The following is a 22,541-nucleotide window of genomic DNA, read 5'->3' as shown; positions in this document are numbered from 1 at the left end:
TACCAAGGAGTTTTCCGTTTCGACTGCGCCGGAAGTGGGGCGAATTATAGACTTCCAGAATCTGCCGTCAACACCTAATTTGGTTTTTCTATCAGAAATCGAAAAACGGCACTCGTTACGGCCTATATATAGAGGCGCCAACAAAGAGTGCGCAGTATATTGCTCAACACCTAGTAGCTAAGCATGATATGCCAGCCGTACACTCTCTCGCCTCTCACTTCGGACGACGACACGCAATGAATGACCAGCCCCGCAGCCTTGCATCGACTCTGTTCCCGGTTGGCCTGCTATTAATAGCCATGGCGTCGATCCAGTCTGGAGCCTCCCTGGCAAAAAGCATGTTCCCTATAGTCGGGGCGCAAGGGACGACCACCCTGCGACTGATTTTCGCCAGCGTGATCATGTTGCTGCTACTGCGCCCCTGGAATGCGAGGCTCACCGCCAAGTCCTTACGCACCGTCATCGTCTACGGCATGGCGCTGGGTGGCATGAACTTCCTCTTCTATATGTCCCTCAGGACTGTCCCACTCGGAATTGCCGTTGCCCTGGAGTTCACGGGCCCACTGGCAGTCGCAATTTATGCCTCACGCAAGGCGATCGACTTTCTGTGGATCGGTCTGGCCATCGTCGGTTTGCTGCTACTTATACCTACAGACGCAACAAACACGAGCATCGACCTCATAGGCGCCGGTTATGCTCTCGGCGCCGGGGTATGTTGGGCGCTATACATTCTGTTCGGTCAGAAAGCCGGGGCAGATAACGGCGTCCAGACCGCCGCGCTGGGCGTCATGATTGCAGCACTCTTCGTTGCGCCTATAGGCATCGTCCATGCCGGAGCCGCGTTGCTCACACCGTCACTGATCCCCATCGCCATTGGCGTAGCCGTTCTGTCCACTGCCCTTCCGTATACCCTTGAGATGATCGCCCTCACCCGAATGCCAGCGCGAACCTTCGGCACACTGATGAGCATTGAGCCCGCATTCGGCGCATTGTCCGGGCTGCTGTTTCTGCACGAATACTTGTCCCTGGCACAGTGGATGGCCATCACTTGCATCATTCTGGCATCCGTAGGTGCGACCATGACCATGCGCAGTGAGTCCAAGCCTTTGGTAGCAGTAGATTGATACGCGCTTTTACGAAGGTCTGGTATTTACCGCTCAATTGAGCCATGTTTAGCCACAACTCAATGTCAGACATGGACTTTTTCGGATAGGGATATCACTAACGATAAAAACGAAAGCGCATGCTGGCAGACTCGGGCACCAGACCCGAGACCGTAATAGGGATTGGAATGAAACGATTTTTGGTATTGCTTGTTGTACTGGCCATTACGGGTTGCGCTGCGACCTCCAGGACTGAGGTCAAACGCGGAAAAAAAGGCCTGCACATTAACTGCTCAGGACTCTCTTCTTCCTGGGACAAGTGCTACACCAGTGCGGCCAACTCATGCGGGCCGAATGGCTACAAGGTGATCGCCAAATCCGGAGACGCCGTGGAAGACCCGGGTGACTATCCGTTTGGACTCAACCCTGCCGGCTATACCAGCCGCAGCATGATCGTCATCTGCAAGTAACCAGGTGCGCTCCTATTCAGCGCGTTGACCGGCTATCTGGCGTCCGATTTCTTCGTAGCTGGAATGCAGTACGGTGCGCTGGACCTCCGGATTCACCAGCATTCGCGCAACCACCAGCGCGCCAACGCACTGCGACAGAATGGCCCAGGCCAGGCTGTCACTCTCCAGGATCTGAGCCCAACTTTCCTGCAGCCGACAGATCCACTGCTCGGCTTGCTGGCGTACCGCGATGTCCGAGCGAGCGATCTCGGCGCCCAATGTCGGCAGTGCGCACCCGGACTCGGGATGCTCGACGTGCGCCATGCTCAGGTAATGCTTGAGACAGCGCTCCAGCCTGGTTCGACTCAACTCGCCATTAGCACTCAATCGCTCAAGACTCTGACACAGCTCACGCTCGACGATCGAGCTGAAGAGTTCGTCTTTCGAGGAAAAGTGGCTGTAAAACGCACCACCACTGAGCCCGATGGCCTTCATCAAGCCATCGACCCCCACCGTGCAAAAACCTTCTTTCTTGGCTGACACCGAGCTGCTTTCAAGCAGCTTCTGCCTGGTTTCCAACTTGTGACTGGCTGAGTAACGCATCGCTTCTCCCGAGAATCCATCGCCTTGACGTCTTCAAGATCGTAGCATAACGTTCGTTTGGCTAACGACCGTTTACCAAAGAGAGATGACTATGACCACAGCTAGCAATAACAAGAAAGTCGTACTGGTTGTCGGTGCTGGCGATGCCACCGGCGGAGCTATTGCCAAGCGTTTCGCACAGGAAGGGTTTGTTGCCTGCGTCACTCGTCGCAGCGCAGACAAGTTGCAGCCATTGGTCGATGCCATTCAGGCCAGTGGCGGTGAAGTCCACGGTTTTGCGTGTGATGCGCGCAAGGAAGAGGATGTCGTCACGCTGGTTGAACAAATCGAAAGCCAGATCGGCCCGATCGAGGCATTCGTCTTCAACATCGGCGCCAATGTGCCGTGCAGCATTCTTGAAGAAACCGCCCGCAAGTATTTCAAGATCTGGGAAATGGCCTGTTTCTCCGGATTCTTGAACGGCCGTGAAGTGGCCAAGCGTATGGCCACCCGACAACGCGGCACTATTCTATTCACCGGGGCCACCGCCGGCATGCGCGGTGCTGCTGGCTTCGCGGCGTTCGCCGGCGCCAAGCATGGCATCCGCGCCCTGGCCCAAAGCATGGCGCGGGAACTGGGCCCGATGAACATTCATGTCGCCCATGTCGTGGTCGATGGCGCGATCGATACCGACTTCATTCGTGACAGCTTCCCGGAAAAGTACGCCCTCAAGGATCAGGACGGGATTCTCAACCCCGAACACATCGCCGAGAACTACTGGTACCTGCACAGCCAGCCTCGCGATGCGTGGACCTTCGAACTGGATCTGCGGCCCTGGAGCGAACGCTGGTAAGCCATCCTCTCTAATAACAATCAGAGTGCATCGAACATGAGCAAACGCGTAGAGTTCTTCTTCGACCTCGGCAGCCCTGCCACTTACCTGGCCTATACCCAACTACCGAAAATTTGTGAGCAAACCGGTAGCCAGCTGATCTATCAACCGATGCTGCTAGGTGGCGTATTCAAGGCCACCGGCAATGCCTCGCCGGCAACGATTCCGGCCAAGGGGCATTACATGTTCCTGGACCTGAATCGTTACGCCAAGCGCTACGACGTGCCATTCCAGCTCAATCCATACTTTCCCATCAATACCCTTTTATTGATGCGCGCCGTCACCGGCATCCAGCTACGACACCCCGAACGTTTCCTCGATTTTATCGATTGCCTGTTCCGTGCGTTCTGGGTGGATGGTCGCAACCTCAACGACCCGGCGACCGTCGCCGCTGTGTTGACCGAACATGGCTTCGACCCTGATGAAACGCTGACCTTGACCGCCGATGAGGAAGTCAAAGCAGCACTCAAGGACAAAACCGAGCAGGCGATCCAGCGCGGCGTGTTCGGTGCGCCGAGCATGTTTGTCGACAACGAATTGTTCTTCGGTCAGGATCGCCTGGACTTTGTCCGCGAAGCCTTGGGCTAGATCTCGATAACCAGTCGGCCCTGCGCCTCACCCGAGGCTTGCAGGTCATAGGCTGCCTCGGCGGTTTGCAGCGTGAACCGCCGGGGATCGAGCAAAGGCTTCAACAAGCCTGCTTCAATCAACTTCGCGGCCTCGCCAAGTATCTGCCCGTGCCGCTCGCGACCGTTGCCGGTCAGCAAAGGCAGCAACGTGAAGATTCCCGAGTAACTCGCCGCCCGGAACGACAATGGCGCCAGACTGTGTTGCCCCCAGCCGAGACAGCTCAACACGTGCCCCTGATAAGTGCGCACAGCCTTGAACGACGCATCCAGCGTCTCGCCTCCGACTGTGTCATAAACGATATCGAAACCCTCCCCCGCCGTATGCTGCTGTACATACTGTTCAACCGACTGCTGGCGGTAGTCGATAAAGGTTGCACCGAGGCTTTCGATAATCGCCTGCTGCCTCGCCGACCCCGTGGCAAATACCTCGGCACCGAATGCCCGGGCCAACTGCACCGCCACATGCCCGACGCCACCAGCGCCACCGTGAATCAATACCTTGTGATCAGTCTGAACCCGAGCGCGATCCAGCAAGCCTTCCCACGCGGTGATCAACACCAGCGGCAGCGCTGCCGCCTCAGTCATGCTCAGATTGCTCGGTTTGCGCGCCAGCAACCGCGCATCAACAGCGGCGAATTGCGCCAGTGAGCCTTGCTGACCGCCAATCCCGGTCGCCATGCCATACACCTGATCGCCGACCTGCCAATCGCTGACCCCGGCACCGAGCGCTTCGACAATCCCTGCCAGATCCATACCCAGCACCGCCGGCAATGGCTGACGGGCATGAGCTGCCTCCCCGGCGCGGATTTTCCCATCCAATGGATTCACCCCACTGGCGATGATTCTGACCAACACCTGCCCCGCTTCAGGCACGGGCTTAGGGATGGAGGCCAAACGAAACGGTGCATTGGCCGAGTCGACGATCAGGGCGAGCATTTCAAGTGAGTCAGTCATTTCGCAATCTCATGTCAGTGGAGAGTTGCGTTGATCATCCGCCCGCCCACTCATGCCGATAAGACGCTATATAGCTATAGTGACCATGCCTATTTGGAATCAATGAGAAAGCCCTTGGACAAACTCAATGCAATGGCGGTTTTCGTAAGAGTAGTCGAGCGCGGCAGTTTCTCTGCTGTCGCTCGGGAACTGCAGACCAGCCAACCGACCATCAGCAAAATCCTCCGGGCTCTGGAAACAGAGCTTGGAGGCAAGCTGATTGCCCGTAGTACTCGCCAGCTTTCGCTGACCGACGAAGGCCAGCGTTACTACAACGAATGCCGACAGATTCTTGCGGCGGTCGACTCGGCCGAACACAGCTTTCAGTCCGGACGGGAAGCGGTCGCCGGACCTTTGCGAGTGGGCTCCTCCGTCAGTTTCGGGCGATTGCAGATTGCTGCGCGACTGCCGGATTTCCTTGAGCGCTATCCACACGTTGAAATCGATTTACAGCTCAGCGATCAGAATCAGGACCTGGTCAGCGAAGGCCTGGACGTCACATTACGCATTGGCGAGTTGAGCGACTGCGGTTTGATCGCCCGGCAGATCGGCACCACCCATCGAGTCACCGTCGCCAGTCCCAACTATCTGGCTCGCCGTGGCCAACCACACACACCGGAAGAACTGAACCAGCATAACTGCCTGCTGTTCAACCTGCTGAGCAGCCAGAATCAGTGGATCTACGAAAAAAACGCTCAGCGCTACAACGTGCGGATCAAAGGCAACGCCCAGAGCAACAATTCGGAGGCGATACGCGAGATGGTGTTGGGCGGGCTAGGCATTGCGCTGTCGCCGGTGTGGTTATTCAGCGAGGATTTGAAGGCTGGTCGGGTGATCGCGATACTGCAGGACTACCGCGCACAATCGTTGCCGATCCATGCGGTGTTCCCGGCCAATCGTCGCCAATCGGCCAGGGTCAAGGCGTTCGTCGACTATATGAGCGAAGCATTCGCCCACGCACCCGAGCTTGCGCCGCCGTCCGAAGACTGACGGCGCACCACCGACTCAGATTGCGGCGGTTCGGGTGTTCAGCCACGCCAGCGCAGCACCGTCAAGCAAAGGGCTCAAACGCTCACGAACTTGCGCGTGGTAAGCGTTAAGCCACTCGCGCTCGTCCTGAGTCAGCAACGAAGGCTCCAGACAACGGGTGTCGATCGGGCACAAGGTCAGGGTTTCGAACTTGAGGAACTCGCCAAACTCGCTGCTGCCTGCCTCGCGGTTCAACACCAGGTTCTCGATCCGCACGCCCCAGCGACCTGGACGATAAGTGCCCGGTTCGATCGAGGTGATCATCCCCGGCTGCATCGCGGTTTGCGGCGCCGGTGCGGCTTGGTAGGCAATCACTTGCGGGCCTTCATGAACGTTCAGGAAGTAGCCGACGCCATGCCCGGTGCCGTGACCATAATCGACGCTCTCCGCCCAGATCGGCGCACGCGCGATGGCGTCGAGCAACGGCGAAAGAATGCCGCGCGGGAACTGTGCACGGGACAAGGCAATCACCCCCTTGAGTACGCGTGTACAGTCGCGTTTCTGCTCGGCGGTCGGCGTGCCCACCGGCACCATCCGCGTAATGTCGGTGGTACCGCCCAGGTATTGACCGCCGGAGTCGATCAGCAACAGGCCGTCGCCTTCGATCACTGCGTGCTCTTCTTCGGTCGCGTGGTAGTGCGGCATCGCACCGTTGGCGTTGAAGGCGGCAATGGTGTTGAAGCTCAGCGACACATACCCCGGACGACGGGTACGGGCGGCGGTCAGGTGTTCGTCGATGGTCAGTTCGGTGATGCGTTCACGACCGAGGGCGCTGTCGAGCCAGGTGAAAAACTCGCAGAGCGCCGCGCCGTCCTGTTCCATGGCCTGACGGATGTGTTCGGCATCGGCGAGACTTTTCTGCGACTTGGCGAGGGTGGTCGGGTTCAGACCTTCAATCAGCTTCACGCCGCTGCCGAGGTTATTCAGCAAACCGCTAGTCACCCGTGCTGGATCGACTTGCAGGCTTGCACCATTTGGCACGGCAGCCAGCGCCGAGGCCACTTCGCTGTAGTCGCGCAGGGTGACGCCGTCCTGTTCGAGGATCGCGCGCAATGGCGCATCGACCTTGCTCAGCGCGACAAACAAGGTTGCCTGCTGCTGGCCGATCAGGGCGAAGGACACGAATACCGGGTTGAACGACACATCACCGCCGCGCAGGTTGAACAGCCAGGCGATGTCGTCGAGGGTGGCGATAAAGTGCCAATCGGCACCGCGCGCTTTCAGGCTTTCACGCAGCTTGGCGAGTTTCTCGCCACGGCTGACGGTGGCCTGCGGCGGCAAGTGCTGATAGATCGGTTGATTCGGCAGGCTCGGACGGTCGCTCCAGACCTCGTTCAACAGATCGATATCGGTGCGCAGCCGTGCGCCACGCTCCTCAAGCTTGCTGCTCAGTGAGCGTGCCGACGCCACGGCCATCACCGCGCCATCGACCGCGACCACACCCCCTTCCGGAGTTTGTTCGGCAAGCCAGTCCAGCGGGCCGGGTTGACCAGGCTGCAGTTTTACCAACTCGATGCCGCTGCCCTTGAGTTCCTTCGTCGCCTGTTCCCAGTAGCGACTGTCGGCCCAAACGCCCGCGAAGTCCTGGGTAACAATCAACGTGCCGACCGAGCCATGAAAGCCCGACAACCATTGCCGCCCTTGCCAATAACCCGGCAGGTATTCCGACAAATGCGGGTCGGCCGACGGCACCAGCAGGGCGTGGATGCCCTCCCGGCTCATCAGCTCGCGGGTATGCGCCAGGCGCTGGGGAACCGCTCCATGGGTCAAAGGCTGCGTACTCATCATGTCTCCTGCTAACCACTTTAATTTTGTTATAGGGCGCTGACTTTTGGTCTGCGCATCAGGATTGGGCGGTAGCCCAGAACGCCGGTGCACTGGCGGTTGCTGCTTTAATCAATTGTGCGGCCTGATCGATGTCCTGCTCGGTGGTGAAACGCCCAAGACTCAAGCGAATGGTCCGACCCGCTGCCCGCACGTCGTGCCCCAGGGCCAGCAGCACATGGGACGGCGCATTGCTCGCGGAGTTGCAGGCCGACGTCGCCGAAAAGGCGATCGAAGCACTCAAGGCCTGGGAATTGAACTCGCCTTCATTGAAGGTCAGGCTCAGGGTATGGGGAATGCGTTGGGTCGGGCTGCCGTTCAAGCGTAGACCGGCAATACCGCTGAGCTGCCCAAGCAAGCGCTCGCGCAGACGGGCGATAGTCGCCGCCTCTTCAGCAAAGTGTTCAGCCGCCAGCGCAAAGGCTGCGCCCATGGCTGCGATCTGGTGCGTGGCCAGGGTCCCGGAGCGTAAGCCGCCCTCGTGTCCACCGCCATGGATCTGCGCCTGCAAGCGCTGCTGGGCACGCGGGCCGACGTAGAGTGCACCAATCCCCTTGGGACCATAGATCTTGTGGGCGGAAAACGACATCAGGTCCACCGGCCATTGGGCCAGATCAATCGCTATCTTGCCCGCGCCCTGTGCCGCGTCGACGTGAAACAACGCGCCGTGCTCACGCACCCGCTGACCGATGGCCGGGATGTCGTTGACGGTACCGAGTTCGTTATTGACCAGCATCAGCGACACCAGAAAAGTGTCTTCGCGCAGTGCCTCGCTGACCGCTTGCGCAGTGATCAGGCCTTCGGCATCTGGCAGCAGATAAGTCACGGCAACCCCGGCATCCTGCAATTGCCTGGCGGTATCGAGGATCGCCTTGTGCTCGATCTGGCTGGTGATGATGTGCCCGCCGGACTGCCCGCGGGCTTGAGCCACGCCTTTGAGGGCGAGGTTGTTGGATTCGGTGGCGCCGGAAGTCCAGACGATCTGCGGCGCTTGCGCGCCCACCAGGTCGGCGACTTGCTGGCGTGCCTGCTCGACCGAACGTCTGGCTTGTTGGCCATAGGCGTGGGAACTGGAAGCCGGGTTGCCGAAGTTACCGCTGAACCCCAGGCAGTCGACCATCACCTGAATGACCCGCTCATCCACCGGTGTGGTGGCGGCGTAATCAAAATACAAAGGACGTTTATTCATAAAAAGACTCGCAGAGCTTGTTCCGGGATCAGGTGTATTCGCTGAAAGCGCCGCACTGGAGGTGGTGTGAAAACTGCGGGAAATCAGCAATACCTGATCGGATGCCGTTAAAGAAGTACGACTTCATTTCAAAGTGCGTAGGAACGCTCCTGAAGTCGAGCTTAACAGGCATCGGACACCGGGTTGAAGCGCAAGTCAGCTAAAGCTCTCGTGCAGCATCGGATACAGCGAAGCGACCAGCAGCAGGGCCATGCCCCAGTTAAACACCCGCAACCAGCGCCGATCACGCAGGACATTGCGCAACAGGCTGCCGCAAGCCGCCCAGACACTGACGCTCGGCAGGTTGATGATAGCGAATACCGCCGCGATGACGATCACATTGGTGAAATAGCCCTGCAGCGGTGTATAGGTGCTGATTGCACCAATTGCCATGATCCAGGCCTTGGGGTTGACCCACTGAAACGCCGCCGCGCCCCAGTAGCTGATGGGCTTGGCGTGACCTTGTTCGGCTTCGGGGACAGGACCCGAATGGGCGATTTTCCACGCCAGGTACAGCAAATAGGCCGCGCCGACATAGCGCAGCACGCTGTACAGCACAGGATAGGTTTGAAACACCGCGCCCAGGCCAAAACCAACGGCGAGCACAAGGACGAAGAAGCCGCAGCTGATGCCGAGCATATGAGGGATGGAGCGGTTGAAGCCGAAATTGACGCCCGAGGCCAGCAACATCGTGTTGTTGGGGCCTGGGGTGATCGACGTCACCAGGGCGAACAAGGCAAAACCCAGCAGTAAATCCAGCGAGAGTGTCATGGGGCGAGTCCGTCAGGGTCAGTCAGGTGTTGACCCTATCGCAGCCCCCGTGTGAAACCCACGGACAGTTACGTGAAACTTCGAGCGGTACAGTCGCTTAGCTGGCGTGACCGTGAACAGCCACAGCGCGCTCGGCGTTCATCTCGCCATGCTGGTCGTAACCGAACGTCTTCTGCGGCTGGCCGAGCAGTTCGGCTTTTTTGGCCTGGTATTCATCAAACGACAAACCGCGACGATTCAGGGCTTCCATCGCCAGTTCCTGGGTTTCTTCGGCGGTATACGGGCGCAATTCGGGAGCAGGATGACTGGCGCAACCGGCGAGCACCGAGGCAACCAACAACAATGAGGTAACGAGCAAATGGTTCATGGAGAGGCTTCCTGCGGGCGGTCTTGAGCAATGAACACAGGCTACTCCCGCCCCTTGAGCGACAAAAATCATCGCTCTCGATAGTCGCTATCGACCGTTTCGAGACTTGCTGCCGTTTTGTACGGGTCATCGAAACGAACTGCCGGTTCATCGTTGATGGCGCAACAGTAGCGATGCTGCAACCCGTCGGCCACTCGGTCGCCTTATTGGCGCTGACCTATAGTGAATCGACCGGAAATCGGCGAAGGATTTGCAACATCCACCCACAAGAATATGGAGAACGGTCATGAGCGTTAAACCCATTCCCGAGGGTTATCACAGCGTCACGCCCTACCTGGGAATCCAGAAAGCCGCCGAGGCGATCGACTTTTACAAAAAAGCCTTTGGCGCTACGGAAGTCATGCGTCTGGCGATGCCCGACGGCAGCGTCGGCCATGCTGAACTGCGAATTGGCGACTGCGCCATCATGCTCGGTACACCGTGCGATCAGGGTCCGCTGAGCAACCCAGACAAATCACCGTCCGTGGGTTTGCATCTGTATGTCGAGGATGTGGACAAAAGCTACGCCCAGGCAATCAAGGCGGGTGGCACGGTGGTTTCGGAAGTGAAAGATCAATTCTACGGCGACCGCTCGGGCACCTTGAAGGATCCCTTCGGCCATGTGTGGTTCCTGTCGTCGCGCAAGGAAAACCTGACTCAGGCGCAAATCGAAGCGCGGGCGAAGGAGATGTTCAAACAGCAGTAACCCCCTCCCCCCGCAGGACACGGCGTCGCCCGCCCATAAGTTTCCTCTGTGAAGCCACGGGCGATGCCGTCCGCGCTTACAAAAACCCTCAAGAAAACCTGAAGACCCGAGTGCTAGTCTGCCCAACGCACCCTAGGGATAGACAAGGAACAGGTCTTCAGCATGAGTGACTACATCAAACTGAACAAAGCCAACTGGGACGAACGCGCCCCATTGCATGCCGCCTCAACCGAATATGGGACTCAGACTTTCATCGACGACGCCTATCACCTCTCCGACGTCGTGCGCTTCGACGTACCGTTATTGGGGGATATCTCGGGCTTTCGCGGCGTGCATCTGCAATGCCACATCGGCACCGACACGCTCTCGCTGGCCCGCCTCGGGGCGCAAATGAGCGGGCTCGACTTCTCACCGGCCGCCATCGTCCAGGCACGCGCGTTGGCCGAGCGCAGCGGCGCGCTAATCGAGTATGTCGAATCCGAGGTTTACCACGCGACTTCAGTGTTGCCACCCGCCTCGTTCGATCTGGTGTACACCGGCATCGGCGCCTTGTGCTGGCTGCCGAGTATCGACACGTGGGCGCGCACGGTCAGCGACCTGCTCAAGCCAGGTGGACGCTTGTTCATCCGCGAGGGCCACCCGATGTTGTGGTCGATCAACGAAGGCCGCGAAGACGCCTTGTCCGTCGAGTTCCCGTATTTCGAGCGCGAAGAGCCTTTGGTCTGGGATGACGAATGCACCTATGTCGAGACCGATGTGCGGCTCAAGGCCTCCGTCACGCATGCATGGAACCACGGCCTGGGAGAAATCATCACCGCACTGCTGACCCACGGGCTGGACATCACCGGTCTGGTGGAGCATCAAAGTATTCCCTGGAACGCCTTGCCCGGTCAGATGGTCTGCGATGACCACGGCGAATACCGTTTGAAAGAAGCCCCGTGGCGCCTGCCGCTGAGTTACACATTGCAGGCGGTGAAACGCCGGGGCTGAGCACGGTGGCAGGTGCGCATTCCGGCCAGGGCGCGTACGTACTGGTTTACCTGCTCTGGAAACGCATCAGCGCTCCAAGGAGTTACACCCTCGGAAGGCTTGCTATGGGAGTGCTGTCAGCAACTTGCTCATCGGGACGGCCGTGAGCCCGGCAACACTGAAGGCTTCTGCGCAGCGTCGGTACCCAAGGTGCTGAAAAAACTCTTCGCTGGTGCCGGTGCTGTTGAGTCGTGCCTGACTGAAACCATGCTCGATCAACCAGATTTCGAGACCCTGGATCAACGCCTGCCCGGCACCCCGGCGAAACCATTCCGGCAGGACGTAACAGAACCCGACCTTGCCGCTGACAGCGGCCATGGCCACCCCAATCGGCTTGTCGTCCAACAGCGCAAGATTCAGGTACAGACGAGGATCGGTCAGCCAGGGTTGTACATGTTCAACGGTTTTGTTGTGGGTCCAGGCCGCGACGACTTTCGGGTCATTGCGGTGATCCCCAGCGCACCCGACCTTGATCGAGCGCTCGACGATCCGGCTGATAATCCCCGCATCCGCGGGTCCGGCCTTGCAAATGTGTAGGGGGGCATCCATAGCGCTATCACCTCATTCCATTGAGTCAAAGCTGCGAGGGACGATAGCGCCGCGAGGGTCCGCTGACTAACGGAGAGAAGTTACATTTGATGTGGTAACCCAATTTGTAGCAGCTGGCGTAGCCTGCGTTCGGCTGCGCAGCAGTCGTAAGTCCGAACACCGCGGTTAACCTGAAAGACCGCAGTGTCTGATTTTACGGTCGCTGCGCAACCGAACGCAGGCTTCGCCAGCTGCTACGAATACCAGATGTATGAGCGCGCGAGGGCCCTCAGGCTGACTGCAACGGCATCGTCAGATCAACCCGCAAGCCATCGGCACGGCTGTCGAAATGCAACACGCAGCCACAGCGCTGGACGATCGCCTGGACAATCGCCAGCCCAAGCCCACAGCCGGTGCTTGCGCCGTTACGCCAGAAACGCTGGGTCAGGTGTTGCAGGTCATCGGCGGCGATGCCGGGGCCATGGTCGCGCACCTGAAAACGCACGCGGTTACCCATGGTTTCAAGGCTCAGTTCCACCGCCGCATCCGCCGGGGTGTGGCGTAAGGCGTTGTCCAACAGATTGCGCAAGGCGGCAATCGACAGCACGGCTGGCATCTGCACCGGTGCCTGTGAGTACTTCGCTGGCAAGTGCAGTTTGATCCGCTGACGATCACCGCTAGCCGCGTCTTGAATCGCCAGACGGGCCACCTCTTCGGCGCTGCACTGCACGCCATCGTCGAACGACAGACTGCCTTCGACCCGCGCCAGCAACAGCAATTGCTCAAGCGTGCGGTGCAAGCGATCGGCGCCTTCCTCGGCGCGGGCCAGGGACTGATCGCGGGCGGCGCCTTCGGTCATGCGCGCCACTTGCAGGTGCGTCTTGATCGCCGTCAACGGGCTGCGTAGCTCATGAGCGGCATCGCCAGTCAGCCGTCGCTCGCGCTCGATGGCCTTGCCGATTCGCTGGAACAGCTGATTCTGGGTTTCCAGCAACGGTTGCAGTTCGCTCGGCAGCGGATGGATTTGCAACGGCTCAAGGGAGTCGGCGCTGCGGCGCATCAAGGCATCGCGCATGCGATTAAGCGGCGCCAGGCCTTGGCCGATCCCAAGCCAGAGCAGCCACAGGCAACCGAGCAACGCGACGCCCACCGGCACCGACGCGGCCAGCAGTACCGACATGTTCAGTGCCTCGCGCTCGACTTGCCGGTCGGCCGTGGTGATGCGCACATCACCGCGAGCCAAGGTGAAACTGCGCCAGCGCGCACCGTCGATCATCTGGTCATGGAAGCCCATCTGTTCAGCTTCCAGGGTTTGTTCGGGAGTGCTGTGACTACGGGCCAGAATCTCGCCGCGCAAGGAGCTGACCTGACAGGCCATGCCCCCCGGAATATTCAACTGCTCAGCACTGAAATGCGTGCCATCGCCCTTGCTCGGCAGCGCCGGCAATTGCTCCAGCAACCCGGCGACCATACGCGCCGAGGCCACCAGCCGCTGGTCGAGGGAAAACATCATCTGATTGCGCAAGTCGCTGAGCATCCAGGCCGCAGCCAGGGCCCAGATCAGCGCGAAGGCCGCGCCGAGGGTCAGACTCAGGCGCAAACGCAAACTCATCACTTCGATTGCTCTCCGCCATCCGCCGGCCCAAGGCGATAACCCAGCCCGCGCACGGTTTCAACGATGCCGTTGCCGAGTTTACGTCGCAGGTGATGGATATGTACGTTGAGGGCGTTGCTTTCCAGTTCATCGTTGAACCCGTAAACGCTGTCCTTGAGTTGCTCGGTCGACAGCACCCGGCCACGGTTGTGCAACAAGGCTTGCAACAACGATTGCTCGCGGCGCGACAGGTCTACCGGTTGACCGGCCAGCAGCGTTTCGCGGCTGCTCGGATCGTAAGTCAGGGCGCCATGCTCGATCAGATTGATACTGCGCCCCGCCACCCGCCGCAGCAAGGTGTGCAGACGCGCAGCCAATTCACGCAGGTCAAAGGGCTTGAGCAGATAGTCATCGGCGCCCGCTTGCAGGCCATCGACGCGGTCGGTCACCGAATCGCGCGCGGTCAGAATCAGCACCGGAATCTCCAGGCCGTGATGACGCAACTGCTGCAGCAGCTTCAGACCGTCTTCGTCCGGCAGCCCCAGGTCGAGCACCATCACGTCGAACTTGGCAACCTTGAGCATCGCCCGGGCAGCCGAAGCCGTGGCGACATGCTCCACGGTCAGGCCCTGGGCCGTGAGGCCGGCAACGATGCCGCTGGCGATCAGCTCATCGTCTTCACAGACAAGTACGTGCATGGTGAGACCTGTGGAAAAGGGATGAGTCAAACAGCTTGGGATTAAGCCGCGATTATGTCGAGCCGCACGGTCGAAGTGAAGGGGCCGCCGCATGCGTTCTTACATGCTCGCGACTTGAGATCAGACGTAATTTCTCAGCAATCGGAACAATCGCGTTCACACACTGCCCAGCTACAAATAATCGCCCTACCGGCCCAAAATTTAGCATCTTTATTTCTTCAAAAACACTGTCAACTCTGACAGGTTTAAAAACCACCATTCGGGCATATAGTCGAACACCTTACAAAACCAAACAGGGTCAAATCATGCCTAATATCGTAAACACCGTCGCCGTCGACTGGAGATCAGGAAAAGACCGTTGCTATTTTTTCTTCAAAGACACTAACACGTTCTCACGCTTTAATAACGCTGATGATGAAGTCCCAGCAGGTTACCCCACGAAGGTCAATGAAGCCAATTGGCAGGGTTTCCATAGCCATGCAACAAAACTGCGCTTTGGATTCCACTATACAGAGGGCGCCGTAATTGGTGACGACGATCGTCTATACTTATTTTATTATGAAGGAAACATCCCCACAATATGCAGCTACAACCAAGACAAGGACAAAGTCGAAACGATCAAGCCGATCTCATCAGACAACAGATGGAAGCTACTAGCACCTCACTTCCAAAACATTATTACCGCGACCTGGTGGAGCCATAGCACTATTCTGCTTATCATGAATGATGGACACTACCTTCGACTAAACATTCAAACCCATACTATAGAAAAGCTCCCCATCAACAATAATACCTGGCAAGGACTGGACCCTTATAAATATGAAATAGTGACCGCCGTACAGTTTGACAATGATCTTTCCCGCAACTATTACTACATCTTCCTCACTGGGAATCGCTATTTGAAATACGACATGAAAGACGACCTAGTAATAGATGGTCCAAACGCCATAAACGATTACAACTGGAAGGGACTTCTGCGAAATTAAGCATCAAAAAATGCCCGATATAAAACATGTCGGGCATTGACATCAATGACCATAGAGCCACATAAAATGCTGGCCTTCTTCCCCTCACCTACGCTCATCCACAAACAATATGGCGCCGTCCCGCCCTACCCCCTCTCACCTTCAGCGCACCGGTTAATCATCGGTTAATCGCCACCCATCATCGTGCACCCTACTTGCACCGCGATAAGGCTTTCCCATGCGTCGTCTGTTTCTACTGTTTTTTCTTTTCATCGCTGGGCTGGCCCAGGCAGCGTCGAACCCGTTCGACACCAAAGCTGATTTCCTGCCGGTCGGCAAAGCCTTTGTTTTTACCTCCGAACGCCTTGAATCCGGCGAAACCCAACTCTTCTGGCAAATTGCCGACGGCTACTACCTGTATCAGCAACGGATGAAGTTCGACGGTTTACCCGAGGCGGATAAACCGCCGCTGCCGTTGGGTGAAGCCCACAGTGACGAGTTTTTTGGTGATCAGCAGGTGTATCGCCAGGGCCTGGAGTTGAAAGTCCCGGCCGGCGCCAGTGGCCAGATCAAAGTGGGGTTTCAGGGCTGTGCCGATGCCGGCTTGTGTTATCCGCCACAAACTCAGGTGATCGACCTCGATGGCAGCACGGCGGCGGTCAATGCCGCGCAAGCACCAGATGAAGCCTTGGCCAGCGGTCTGCAACAGCGGGCGCTGGGCTGGAGTTTGCTGGTGTTCTTTGGTCTGGGACTGTTGCTGGCTTTCGCGCCTTGCTCGTTACCGATGCTGCCGATTCTCGCCGGTTTGATCGTCGGCAGCGGCGCCAGCCCCAAGCGTGGTTTCGCTTTGGCCGGCAGTTATGTGGTCTGCATGGCGCTGGTGTACGCGGCGCTGGGCGTAGTAGCCGCGTTGCTCGGTGCGAACTTGCAGGCCTTGTTGCAGAACGTCTGGTTGCTCGGCAGTTTCGCCGTGGTGTTTGTGTTGTTGTCGTTGCCGATGTTCGGCTTCTTCGAACTGCAACTGCCAGTCGCGCTGCGTGACCGTCTGGAAAACGCCAGTCGCAAGCAAGGCGGCGGCAGCCTGATCGGTGCCGGGGTGCTCGGCGCCTTGTCCGGATTGCTGGTCGGCCCGTGCATGACCGCGCCGCTGGCTGGAGCCTTGCTGTACATCGCCCAGAGCGGTAACGCGCTGCACGGAGGGCTGATCCTGTTCGCCATGGGCATCGGCATCGGCTTGCCGCTGCTGTTGCTGGTGACCGTCGGCAACCGCTTCCTGCCCAAACCCGGCACCTGGATGAACCTGCTCAAAGGCATCTTCGGTTTCCTGTTCCTCGGTACCGCGCTGGTGATGGTGCGGCCAGTGCTTGATGAGTCGCTATGGATTGGTCTATGGGGTGCGCTGCTGTTGATCATCGCCTACAGCGCCTGGCGCCAGACCGGTGGATTCGGCCGCGCCGCCCATGTGTTCGGTGGCATGGCGCTGCTTTCCGGATTGTGGGGCAGCCTGCTGTTGATCGGTGCTGCGGGTGGCAGCGATGACCTGTTCAATCCATTGCAGGTTTACAGTGCACAGGCATCGACCCGCGTCGCCGGCCCCACGGCTGACGACGCCTTCATCACCGTCAAGGATCCCGCTGCGCTGCAACACGAACTCGACACTGCCCGCGCCCAGGGCCAGTGGGTGCTGCTGGACTACTACGCTGACTGGTGTGTGTCGTGCAAGATCATGGAGAAACAGGTGTTCGGCAAACCCCAGGTAATGGATGCGCTGAAAGATGTCCGCTTGCTGCGCCTGGACGTGACCGCCGACAATGCTGCCAGCCGTGAACTGCTCGGCCGTTACAAAGTGCCGGGGCCGCCAAGCCTGTTGTGGATCGGCACCGACGGCATCGAGCGCCGTAGCCAGCGCATCACCGGAGAGGTGGATGCCGCCGGTTTCCTCCAACGCTGGAACATGACTCGGGACGCTCGTTAATGCTGACCTTTACCCTCGGCACCTTTGCCATTGCGCTCAACCACCTGCTGCTGATCAGTGCCCTGGCACTGGCCACCCTGGTCGGCTGGCGGGTGGCCAAGCGCGGTGGCGAGAACCCCGAGTCGGTGCTGTTCAGCCTGTTCCTGCTGGGCCTGCTCGCGGCCAGAGTGGGATTCGTGCTCACCTACTGGGCCCACTACCGTGATGACCCGTGGCAGATCATCGACCTGCGCGATGGCGGTTTCCTCGCCTGGCCCGGGGTGATTGCCCTGCTGCTGGCAACACTGTTGCGGGGCTGGCGCCGACCGGCGCTGCGCAAACCGTTGGGCGCGGGCGTTGGCAGCGGCCTGTTGTTCTGGTTGCTGGCAAGTTTGTCCCTGAACCTCTACGAACAAGGCACGCGCCTGCCGGACATCGTCTTGCGCAACGCCGCCGGCGAAACCGTGCAACTGGCCGATTATCAGGGCGGCCCCTTGGTGATCAACCTGTGGGCCACCTGGTGCCCGCCCTGCCGGCGTGAAATGCCGGTGCTGGAGAACGCCCAGCAACATCGGCCCGACCTGACCTTTCTGTTCGTCAATCAGGCCGAAAGCATGCAAAGCGTCAGCACCTTCCTCGCAACCCAAGGCCTGAGCCTTTCCAATGTGCTGTTCGATGGCGGCGGTCGACTGAGTCAGGCCGTTGGCTCCATGGCGCTACCGACTACGCTGTTCTACAGCGCCGAAGGCCGAATGCTCGGTAGCCACCTGGGTGAATTATCGGAAGCCAGCCTGGCCCGTGCCCTGGAAAACTTCGACTCCCCAACTTCTGCCATACAGGCCACACCTTCAAGGAAACTGCCATGCCCCGCCTCCGCCACCTGCTGACGCTGTCCCTGGGCGCAGCGCTGCTGCAAATCCCGATGCTGCAGGCCGAAGAGCTGCCTGCGGCGATCCGCAAGATCGAAGAAAAAGGCGCGAAAATCATCGGCAGTTTCGATGCGCCTGATGGCTTGCGTGGTTATGCCGCGCAGTACCAGAACCGCGGCATGGCCTTGTACCTGACGCCCGACGGCAAGCACGTGCTGCTCGGCAACCTGTACGACGCCGATGGCAAGGACCTGAGTGCCGAGCCGCTGCAAAAACTGGTCTACGCGCCAATGGCCAAGGAAGTCTGGGCGAAGATGGAAGCCAGCAACTGGATCGCCGACGGCAGCAAGGATGCACCGCGCACCGTCTACCTGTTCAGCGACCCGAACTGCCCTTACTGCAATATGTTCTGGGAGCAGGCCCGGCCGTGGGTGAAGGCCGGCAAAGTGCAGCTGCGGCACATCATGGTCGGGATCATCCGAGAGGACAGCCCGGGTAAATCCGCCGCCCTGTTGGCCAGCAAAGACCCGGGCAAGGCCCTGGAGGAACACGAGAAGGCGGGCAAGCAAAGCTCGTTGAAAGCGCTGACAAGCATTCCCGCCGCGATCCAGGCCAAACTCGACGCCAATATGAAGCTGATGGAAGAGCTCGAATTGTCCGCCACTCCGGCCATCTTCTACATGGACGACAAGGGTGAGTTGCAACAACAGCAAGGCGCGCCGTCGCCGGAAAAACTGGTGAAGATTCTCGGGCCGAAGTAGTTTTTTACCGTCAGGTTTCTACTGGATGCAACGACGTCATCGCGAGCCTGCTCGCGATGGCGTCCGAATGATCGACTAAGTTCTCTCCGCCAGAAACTTCAGCAGCGCCTTGGTGACGAACTCAGGATTCTCCAGATTCGAAATGTGCCCTGCCTCCGGCACCAACAGATACGGGCAACCGATCAACTCGGCCATTTCCCTGGTTTCCGACGGTGGTCGCGGTTTGTCCTGATCACCGCACATCAGCAGCGTGGTTTCAGGATTCAGCTCGCCCAGACGCGGCAGCAGATCATCACGACCAAACGTAATGCGCCCCATCGGCACAATGCTTTCACGCAAACGCTCAGGCGGCAGCGCGGCCAGCCTGGCGCGGAAATCCTGATAAAGCGCCGACTGAGGGTCGATGCCTGGACGGAAGAAAATCGGCACCACGATATCGAGTAACTGCGGCGAGATCACACCGCTGTCTTCGATCTGCTTGAACAGCGAGAAATAGTACTGGCGAGTCGGCTCGGGCTCGACACCGACATAGGTGTCCATCAACACCAGGCCGTTGAGGCGCTGCGGGGCCGACAGCGCCAGACGCACGCCCCACATGCCGCCGACCGAAAGCCCGACCAGGGCGACGCGGTCAATATCCAGATGATCAAGCAGCGCCAGTACCTGCCGCGCCTGATCATCCAGCGAAGTCATGCCCTCAGGTAACGGCCCGGACTCCCCGTGCCCCCACAGGTCCACGGCAATCACCCGATAGTGTTGCGACAACGCCACAATCTGCGGCGCCCACATGGCCTGGTCCCACAAGTAACTACCCGCCAACAGCACCACCGGACCAGTGCCTTGGTCGACGTAGTGAAGCGATTGTCCATCAATCGTAGCGAAGGGCATCAACTGTCTCCTTTCTGAATCGGGTCAACCAAAAAACTCCGGCAGCCTGTCCCGGCGACGGGGGACAGTCAATCCGAACTTCAATTGAGGTCGTAACAAGTCTGCGCTGGTCAGTAGCAAGCGCGGTTCAAGGACTGTCTGCGTGAGGTGTGGACAAAGGGACCTCAATATAGCAATCGCTATCAATTGACAATTATTATCATTAACACTAGCTTGTCACTCGATGCGTAGGACGGCTCCGCCCCCCCTTGGTCGTCCTATTTACTTTTTGCAGCAAGGTGATTTCCATGACGGAACCAGTAACCACAAGCAGGTGCGACTCACCCTTACTCCAGGCGTTCGTTAATAATCGACTGATTCTGGTCAAAATCGCAGCCCGCATTACCGGCTGCCGATCCCGCGCTGAAGATGTCGTTCAGGATGCGTTTTTCAGGCTGCAATCAGCACCGCAAATCACCTCCTCGTTCAAGGCTCAGCTCAGCTACCTGTTTCAGATCGTGCGCAACCTGGCGATTGACCACTACCGCAGACAGGCGCTGGAACAAAAGTATTCGGGCACCGAAGAAGAAGGCTTGAACGTGGTCATTCACGATGCCTCGCCAGAAACCTCGCACATCAACTTCTCGATTCTGGAAAACATTGCCGATGCCCTCGGCCAATTACCGAGTCGCACCCGCTACGCCTTCGAGATGTATCGCCTGCACGGCGTGCCGCAAAAGGACATCGCCAAGGAACTCGGCGTGTCGCCGACCCTGGTGAACTTCATGATCCGTGATGCCCTGGTGCATTGCCGCAAGGTTTCGGGCAAGCGCAGCGATACGTTCGCCCGCCGCTAAAAGATCGCAGCCTGTGTGTTGTGGTTCAGTTTTTTTTGGACCGTTCTGGAGATACCGCCTTGAGCCTTACCGAGCAAGCGCAGGTTTCAGGTCAAAGGGTTGGCCTGACTTCAGCTTTTAGGCACCGGCACGATGGCAATCTTGTACGGATCGAAAATCTTCAGCATCTGCCCGTTATCCCGCAACCCCTGCAGCAACTTGCCGAAGGTTTCCGCGCTGATCGGCGCTTGCGGACGTAACAGCGCGTAATGGTGATAAACCTGATCGATGCGCTGGGATACCAACAACTGCGGCCTGACCTTTTCATTGCGCAGCAGGTAATCGTAGAGGTACGAACGCGTGACCAGTGCAATGTCGGCGCGATTGCGCAGAACCATTAAAATATTGCTGTCGTGAGAAGTCGTGAGCGTCGCGTTGTAACTGTCCTTGAGAAATTGCGGATCGTTATTGAAATTGGCGAATTCATAGTGATAACCGCTGTACAGCGCCAGACGCTTGCCTTTCAAATCGGTGAAGTAACCCTGCTGACGATCCGGCTTGCTCTGTGCGACAAAGATTTCAGCATCTTCCAGCCCCATGTCGACGGTGCTGTGCGGGATATCCTTCCAACCCCACTCCGGATTTTCGAAGATTGCCATGTCAGTCCGGCCATCCTGGAAATCACCGAATCGACGCTGCAAGGAAGTCGGCACGAGTTTGAACTCATAGTCGGTTTGCGAGTGGTTCAGCGCCTCGACCAACTGCGGTAGCAACCCGGTATCGTCGCCATTCTCCGGTCGAACGGTGTACGGCGGAAAGTGCGCAGCGCCCACCTGCACTACTTGTGCGGCCGAAACCGGGAGTACGGATAGCGCACCCAGCGCCATCAGCGAAATCCGTAAAGCCTTCCGAACTGGCGAAGACATCAAAACGAGCCCACCTCTAAAAATATATCGACTACAACCAAGCTAGGCGGTTTTATCCGCTTCGACAACTTGGTGATGGCTATTTAATAAGTTTTTGCGAAACGGTCACTTTTCTTCCAACACCAGAATCAAGGCTTCGTCGGCCAATTGATCGAGGCTCATGCTGCCATCCGGCCGAAACCAGGTGGTGGTCCAGGACAGCGCGCCGGTTAGAAAACGTCGGGTAATAAATACGTCGCCGCGAATGAAACCGGCGTCTTTCGCCTCACCCAGTACCTGCAACCAGATCTGCTCATAGATATCGCGCAGCGCTAGCACCTGGGCCTGACCTTCTTGCGAAAGCGAACGCCATTCGTAGACCAGCACCGCCATTGCTTCGCCGCTGCCGCCCATGATCGACTGCAACTCACAGCGGATCAGTGCCAGCACCCGCTCGCGCACATTGGTCGCTTGCGCCAGGGAGGCGCGCATCAATGCGGTGTTGTAGCGAATGGTTTCTTCCATCACCGCCCGCAGGATTTCATCCTTGCTTTTGAAGTGATGAAAAATGCTTCCCGACTGAATCCCGACCGCACTGGCCAGATCACGCACCGTGGTGCGCTCGTAGCCCTTGTTGCGAAACAGGTGAGCAGCCATTTGCAGCAGTTTGCCGCGAGCGCTGTCGGGATCGGTCAGTTGCCCGTTGTCGACCAACTCGCGCATTACCAGCAGGGCTTTTTGCTCGTCCACCCGTTCTCTCCTACAGTCGCTCAATCAATTGTGCGATCACACCACGAATGCAATGGGTTTGCGCGGGCAATTTAAGCTGACCGGGACGACCAAGCAAGCGCTTGGGCAGAAGATGTAACCAGCATTTACAAACCAAGCGCTTGCTTGGTAGTCTCGAGCCACTTCTGTCGGAG

General features: G+C 58.5%; 24 protein-coding genes. 12 read left to right on the top strand and 12 right to left on the bottom strand.

Annotated features, from left to right (window positions below):
• Positions 1-236: 236 nt before the first annotated feature.
• Both rhtA and AC1RJ3_RS28840 read left to right on the top strand, forming a co-directional pair.
• The gene (rhtA, locus tag AC1RJ3_RS28845) at positions 237-1,124 is read left to right on the top strand and encodes a threonine/homoserine exporter RhtA (RefSeq protein ID WP_054596417.1); all 888 of its coding nucleotides are present in this window, start codon (positions 237-239) and stop codon (positions 1,122-1,124) included.
• A gap of 167 nt (positions 1,125-1,291) precedes the next feature.
• Positions 1,292-1,573, top strand: coding sequence for a hypothetical protein (locus AC1RJ3_RS28840; RefSeq protein ID WP_347929387.1), 282 nt, complete (start codon positions 1,292-1,294; stop codon positions 1,571-1,573).
• Between the two features lie 12 nt (positions 1,574-1,585).
• Here the strand turns inward: AC1RJ3_RS28840 and AC1RJ3_RS28835 are convergent, their stop codons facing one another.
• Complete coding sequence (locus AC1RJ3_RS28835; protein ID WP_347929386.1) at positions 1,586-2,155, bottom strand: TetR/AcrR family transcriptional regulator; 570 nt, start codon at positions 2,153-2,155, stop codon at positions 1,586-1,588.
• Positions 2,156-2,246: 91 nt separating this feature from the next.
• On the opposite strand from AC1RJ3_RS28835, the gene AC1RJ3_RS28830 reads away from it, so the two are divergent.
• Both AC1RJ3_RS28830 and AC1RJ3_RS28825 read left to right on the top strand, forming a co-directional pair.
• A complete protein-coding gene (locus AC1RJ3_RS28830; RefSeq protein ID WP_493081847.1) occupies positions 2,247-2,987 on the top strand; it encodes an SDR family oxidoreductase in 741 nt (246 codons plus the stop codon).
• Positions 2,988-3,023: 36 nt separating this feature from the next.
• Positions 3,024-3,614, top strand: coding sequence for a 2-hydroxychromene-2-carboxylate isomerase (locus tag AC1RJ3_RS28825; RefSeq protein WP_054596414.1), 591 nt, complete (start codon positions 3,024-3,026; stop codon positions 3,612-3,614).
• Here AC1RJ3_RS28825 and AC1RJ3_RS28820 read toward each other — a convergent pair.
• A complete protein-coding gene (locus tag AC1RJ3_RS28820) occupies positions 3,611-4,609 on the bottom strand; it encodes a zinc-dependent alcohol dehydrogenase family protein (protein ID WP_347929385.1) in 999 nt (332 codons plus the stop codon). The two genes, AC1RJ3_RS28825 and AC1RJ3_RS28820, sit on opposite strands and share 4 nt — an antisense overlap.
• Positions 4,610-4,723: 114 nt before the next feature.
• Between AC1RJ3_RS28820 and AC1RJ3_RS28815 the strand changes: the two genes are divergently transcribed.
• Positions 4,724-5,638 (top strand): LysR family transcriptional regulator, encoded by a 915-nt coding sequence (locus AC1RJ3_RS28815; RefSeq protein ID WP_347929384.1) that lies wholly within the window; start codon positions 4,724-4,726, stop codon positions 5,636-5,638.
• A gap of 15 nt (positions 5,639-5,653) precedes the next feature.
• On the opposite strand, the gene AC1RJ3_RS28810 is transcribed toward AC1RJ3_RS28815, so the two are convergent.
• From AC1RJ3_RS28810 to AC1RJ3_RS28795, 4 genes are all read right to left on the bottom strand, one after another.
• A complete protein-coding gene (locus AC1RJ3_RS28810; protein WP_493081844.1) occupies positions 5,654-7,462 on the bottom strand; it encodes an aminopeptidase P family protein in 1,809 nt (602 codons plus the stop codon).
• A 58-nt stretch (positions 7,463-7,520) separates the two neighbouring features.
• Positions 7,521-8,690 carry an aminotransferase class V-fold PLP-dependent enzyme gene (locus AC1RJ3_RS28805; protein WP_347929382.1) on the bottom strand — a complete coding sequence of 390 codons (1,170 nt, stop codon included), beginning with the start codon at positions 8,688-8,690 and terminating at the stop codon, positions 7,521-7,523.
• Between the two features lie 195 nt (positions 8,691-8,885).
• Entirely contained in the window at positions 8,886-9,500 is a 615-nt protein-coding gene (locus tag AC1RJ3_RS28800) for a LysE family translocator (protein ID WP_054596409.1), read from the bottom strand.
• Positions 9,501-9,597: 97 nt separating this feature from the next.
• On the bottom strand, positions 9,598-9,867 hold the full coding sequence (locus tag AC1RJ3_RS28795; RefSeq protein WP_347929381.1) for a hypothetical protein: 270 nt from the start codon (positions 9,865-9,867) through the stop codon (positions 9,598-9,600).
• A 286-nt stretch (positions 9,868-10,153) separates the two neighbouring features.
• Between AC1RJ3_RS28795 and AC1RJ3_RS28790 the strand changes: the two genes are divergently transcribed.
• Both AC1RJ3_RS28790 and AC1RJ3_RS28785 read left to right on the top strand, forming a co-directional pair.
• Complete coding sequence (locus AC1RJ3_RS28790; protein ID WP_054596407.1) at positions 10,154-10,612, top strand: VOC family protein; 459 nt, start codon at positions 10,154-10,156, stop codon at positions 10,610-10,612.
• 162 nt (positions 10,613-10,774) lie between these two features.
• Positions 10,775-11,602 (top strand): class I SAM-dependent methyltransferase, encoded by an 828-nt coding sequence (locus tag AC1RJ3_RS28785; protein WP_054596406.1) that lies wholly within the window; start codon positions 10,775-10,777, stop codon positions 11,600-11,602.
• Positions 11,603-11,704: 102 nt separating this feature from the next.
• On the opposite strand, the gene AC1RJ3_RS28780 is transcribed toward AC1RJ3_RS28785, so the two are convergent.
• The 3 genes from AC1RJ3_RS28780 to AC1RJ3_RS28770 all read right to left on the bottom strand — a co-directional run bounded on the left by AC1RJ3_RS28780 (position 11,705) and on the right by AC1RJ3_RS28770 (position 14,461).
• Positions 11,705-12,190 (bottom strand): GNAT family N-acetyltransferase, encoded by a 486-nt coding sequence (locus tag AC1RJ3_RS28780; RefSeq protein ID WP_493081840.1) that lies wholly within the window; start codon positions 12,188-12,190, stop codon positions 11,705-11,707.
• A gap of 268 nt (positions 12,191-12,458) precedes the next feature.
• Positions 12,459-13,784: an ATP-binding protein gene (locus AC1RJ3_RS28775; RefSeq protein WP_427543619.1), complete on the bottom strand. Its 1,326-nt coding sequence runs from the start codon at positions 13,782-13,784 to the stop codon at positions 12,459-12,461.
• Positions 13,781-14,461, bottom strand: a complete 681-nt coding sequence (locus tag AC1RJ3_RS28770) for a response regulator (RefSeq protein WP_493081838.1) — start codon at positions 14,459-14,461, stop codon at positions 13,781-13,783. The genes AC1RJ3_RS28775 and AC1RJ3_RS28770 overlap by 4 nt, the downstream gene beginning before the upstream one ends.
• Positions 14,462-14,766: 305 nt before the next feature.
• On the opposite strand from AC1RJ3_RS28770, the gene AC1RJ3_RS28765 reads away from it, so the two are divergent.
• The 4 genes from AC1RJ3_RS28765 (at position 14,767) to dsbG (ending at position 19,010) form a co-directional block, all read left to right on the top strand.
• Entirely contained in the window at positions 14,767-15,447 is a 681-nt protein-coding gene (locus AC1RJ3_RS28765; RefSeq protein ID WP_493081836.1) for a hypothetical protein, read from the top strand.
• A gap of 217 nt (positions 15,448-15,664) precedes the next feature.
• Positions 15,665-17,401 carry a protein-disulfide reductase DsbD gene (dsbD, locus tag AC1RJ3_RS28760; RefSeq protein WP_493081834.1) on the top strand — a complete coding sequence of 579 codons (1,737 nt, stop codon included), beginning with the start codon at positions 15,665-15,667 and terminating at the stop codon, positions 17,399-17,401.
• Positions 17,401-18,267 carry a TlpA disulfide reductase family protein gene (locus AC1RJ3_RS28755; protein ID WP_054596401.1) on the top strand — a complete coding sequence of 289 codons (867 nt, stop codon included), beginning with the start codon at positions 17,401-17,403 and terminating at the stop codon, positions 18,265-18,267. The genes dsbD and AC1RJ3_RS28755 overlap by 1 nt, the downstream gene beginning before the upstream one ends.
• A complete protein-coding gene (gene dsbG / locus AC1RJ3_RS28750) occupies positions 18,243-19,010 on the top strand; it encodes a thiol:disulfide interchange protein DsbG (protein WP_103319828.1) in 768 nt (255 codons plus the stop codon). Before AC1RJ3_RS28755 ends, dsbG begins: the two co-directional genes overlap by 25 nt.
• 75 nt (positions 19,011-19,085) lie before the next feature.
• Here dsbG and AC1RJ3_RS28745 read toward each other — a convergent pair whose 3' ends face one another.
• Complete coding sequence (locus tag AC1RJ3_RS28745; protein WP_493081831.1) at positions 19,086-19,898, bottom strand: alpha/beta fold hydrolase; 813 nt, start codon at positions 19,896-19,898, stop codon at positions 19,086-19,088.
• Positions 19,899-20,185: 287 nt separating this feature from the next.
• Between AC1RJ3_RS28745 and AC1RJ3_RS28740 the strand changes: the two genes are divergently transcribed.
• Entirely contained in the window at positions 20,186-20,734 is a 549-nt protein-coding gene (locus tag AC1RJ3_RS28740; RefSeq protein ID WP_054596398.1) for an RNA polymerase factor sigma-70, read from the top strand.
• Between the two features lie 110 nt (positions 20,735-20,844).
• Here the strand turns inward: AC1RJ3_RS28740 and AC1RJ3_RS28735 are convergent, their stop codons facing one another.
• Both AC1RJ3_RS28735 and AC1RJ3_RS28730 read right to left on the bottom strand, forming a co-directional pair.
• Positions 20,845-21,639, bottom strand: a complete 795-nt coding sequence (locus AC1RJ3_RS28735; RefSeq protein ID WP_173860017.1) for a substrate-binding periplasmic protein — start codon at positions 21,637-21,639, stop codon at positions 20,845-20,847.
• A gap of 105 nt (positions 21,640-21,744) precedes the next feature.
• Positions 21,745-22,368: a TetR/AcrR family transcriptional regulator gene (locus AC1RJ3_RS28730; protein WP_054596396.1), complete on the bottom strand. Its 624-nt coding sequence runs from the start codon at positions 22,366-22,368 to the stop codon at positions 21,745-21,747.
• Positions 22,369-22,541: the final 173 nt, after the last annotated feature.

Source organism: Pseudomonas sp. GW822-FHT04C11 (assembly GCF_058800905.1).
Note: the sequence above shows the minus strand (reverse complement) of the source record. Positions and strands in the feature narration are given on the sequence as shown.

Coding starts and splice junctions, on each gene's coding strand:
- AC1RJ3_RS28770 (WP_493081838.1), bottom strand. CDS start 14,461: ATGCACGTACTTGTCTGTGAAGACGATGAGCTGATCGCCAGCGGCATC.
- AC1RJ3_RS28740 (WP_054596398.1), top strand. CDS start 20,186: ATGACGGAACCAGTAACCACAAGCAGGTGCGACTCACCCTTACTCCAG.
- AC1RJ3_RS28835 (WP_347929386.1), bottom strand. CDS start 2,155: ATGCGTTACTCAGCCAGTCACAAGTTGGAAACCAGGCAGAAGCTGCTT.
- dsbD (WP_493081834.1), top strand. CDS start 15,665: ATGCGTCGTCTGTTTCTACTGTTTTTTCTTTTCATCGCTGGGCTGGCC.
- AC1RJ3_RS28745 (WP_493081831.1), bottom strand. CDS start 19,898: ATGCCCTTCGCTACGATTGATGGACAATCGCTTCACTACGTCGACCAA.
- dsbG (WP_103319828.1), top strand. CDS start 18,243: ATGCCCCGCCTCCGCCACCTGCTGACGCTGTCCCTGGGCGCAGCGCTG.
- AC1RJ3_RS28795 (WP_347929381.1), bottom strand. CDS start 9,867: ATGAACCATTTGCTCGTTACCTCATTGTTGTTGGTTGCCTCGGTGCTC.
- AC1RJ3_RS28765 (WP_493081836.1), top strand. CDS start 14,767: ATGCCTAATATCGTAAACACCGTCGCCGTCGACTGGAGATCAGGAAAA.
- AC1RJ3_RS28790 (WP_054596407.1), top strand. CDS start 10,154: ATGAGCGTTAAACCCATTCCCGAGGGTTATCACAGCGTCACGCCCTAC.
- AC1RJ3_RS28810 (WP_493081844.1), bottom strand. CDS start 7,462: ATGAGTACGCAGCCTTTGACCCATGGAGCGGTTCCCCAGCGCCTGGCG.
- AC1RJ3_RS28825 (WP_054596414.1), top strand. CDS start 3,024: ATGAGCAAACGCGTAGAGTTCTTCTTCGACCTCGGCAGCCCTGCCACT.
- rhtA (WP_054596417.1), top strand. CDS start 237: ATGAATGACCAGCCCCGCAGCCTTGCATCGACTCTGTTCCCGGTTGGC.
- AC1RJ3_RS28780 (WP_493081840.1), bottom strand. CDS start 12,190: ATGGATGCCCCCCTACACATTTGCAAGGCCGGACCCGCGGATGCGGGG.
- AC1RJ3_RS28840 (WP_347929387.1), top strand. CDS start 1,292: ATGAAACGATTTTTGGTATTGCTTGTTGTACTGGCCATTACGGGTTGC.
- AC1RJ3_RS28805 (WP_347929382.1), bottom strand. CDS start 8,690: ATGAATAAACGTCCTTTGTATTTTGATTACGCCGCCACCACACCGGTG.
- AC1RJ3_RS28830 (WP_493081847.1), top strand. CDS start 2,247: ATGACCACAGCTAGCAATAACAAGAAAGTCGTACTGGTTGTCGGTGCT.
- AC1RJ3_RS28785 (WP_054596406.1), top strand. CDS start 10,775: ATGAGTGACTACATCAAACTGAACAAAGCCAACTGGGACGAACGCGCC.
- AC1RJ3_RS28735 (WP_173860017.1), bottom strand. CDS start 21,639: ATGTCTTCGCCAGTTCGGAAGGCTTTACGGATTTCGCTGATGGCGCTG.
- AC1RJ3_RS28755 (WP_054596401.1), top strand. CDS start 17,401: ATGCTGACCTTTACCCTCGGCACCTTTGCCATTGCGCTCAACCACCTG.
- AC1RJ3_RS28820 (WP_347929385.1), bottom strand. CDS start 4,609: ATGACTGACTCACTTGAAATGCTCGCCCTGATCGTCGACTCGGCCAAT.
- AC1RJ3_RS28800 (WP_054596409.1), bottom strand. CDS start 9,500: ATGACACTCTCGCTGGATTTACTGCTGGGTTTTGCCTTGTTCGCCCTG.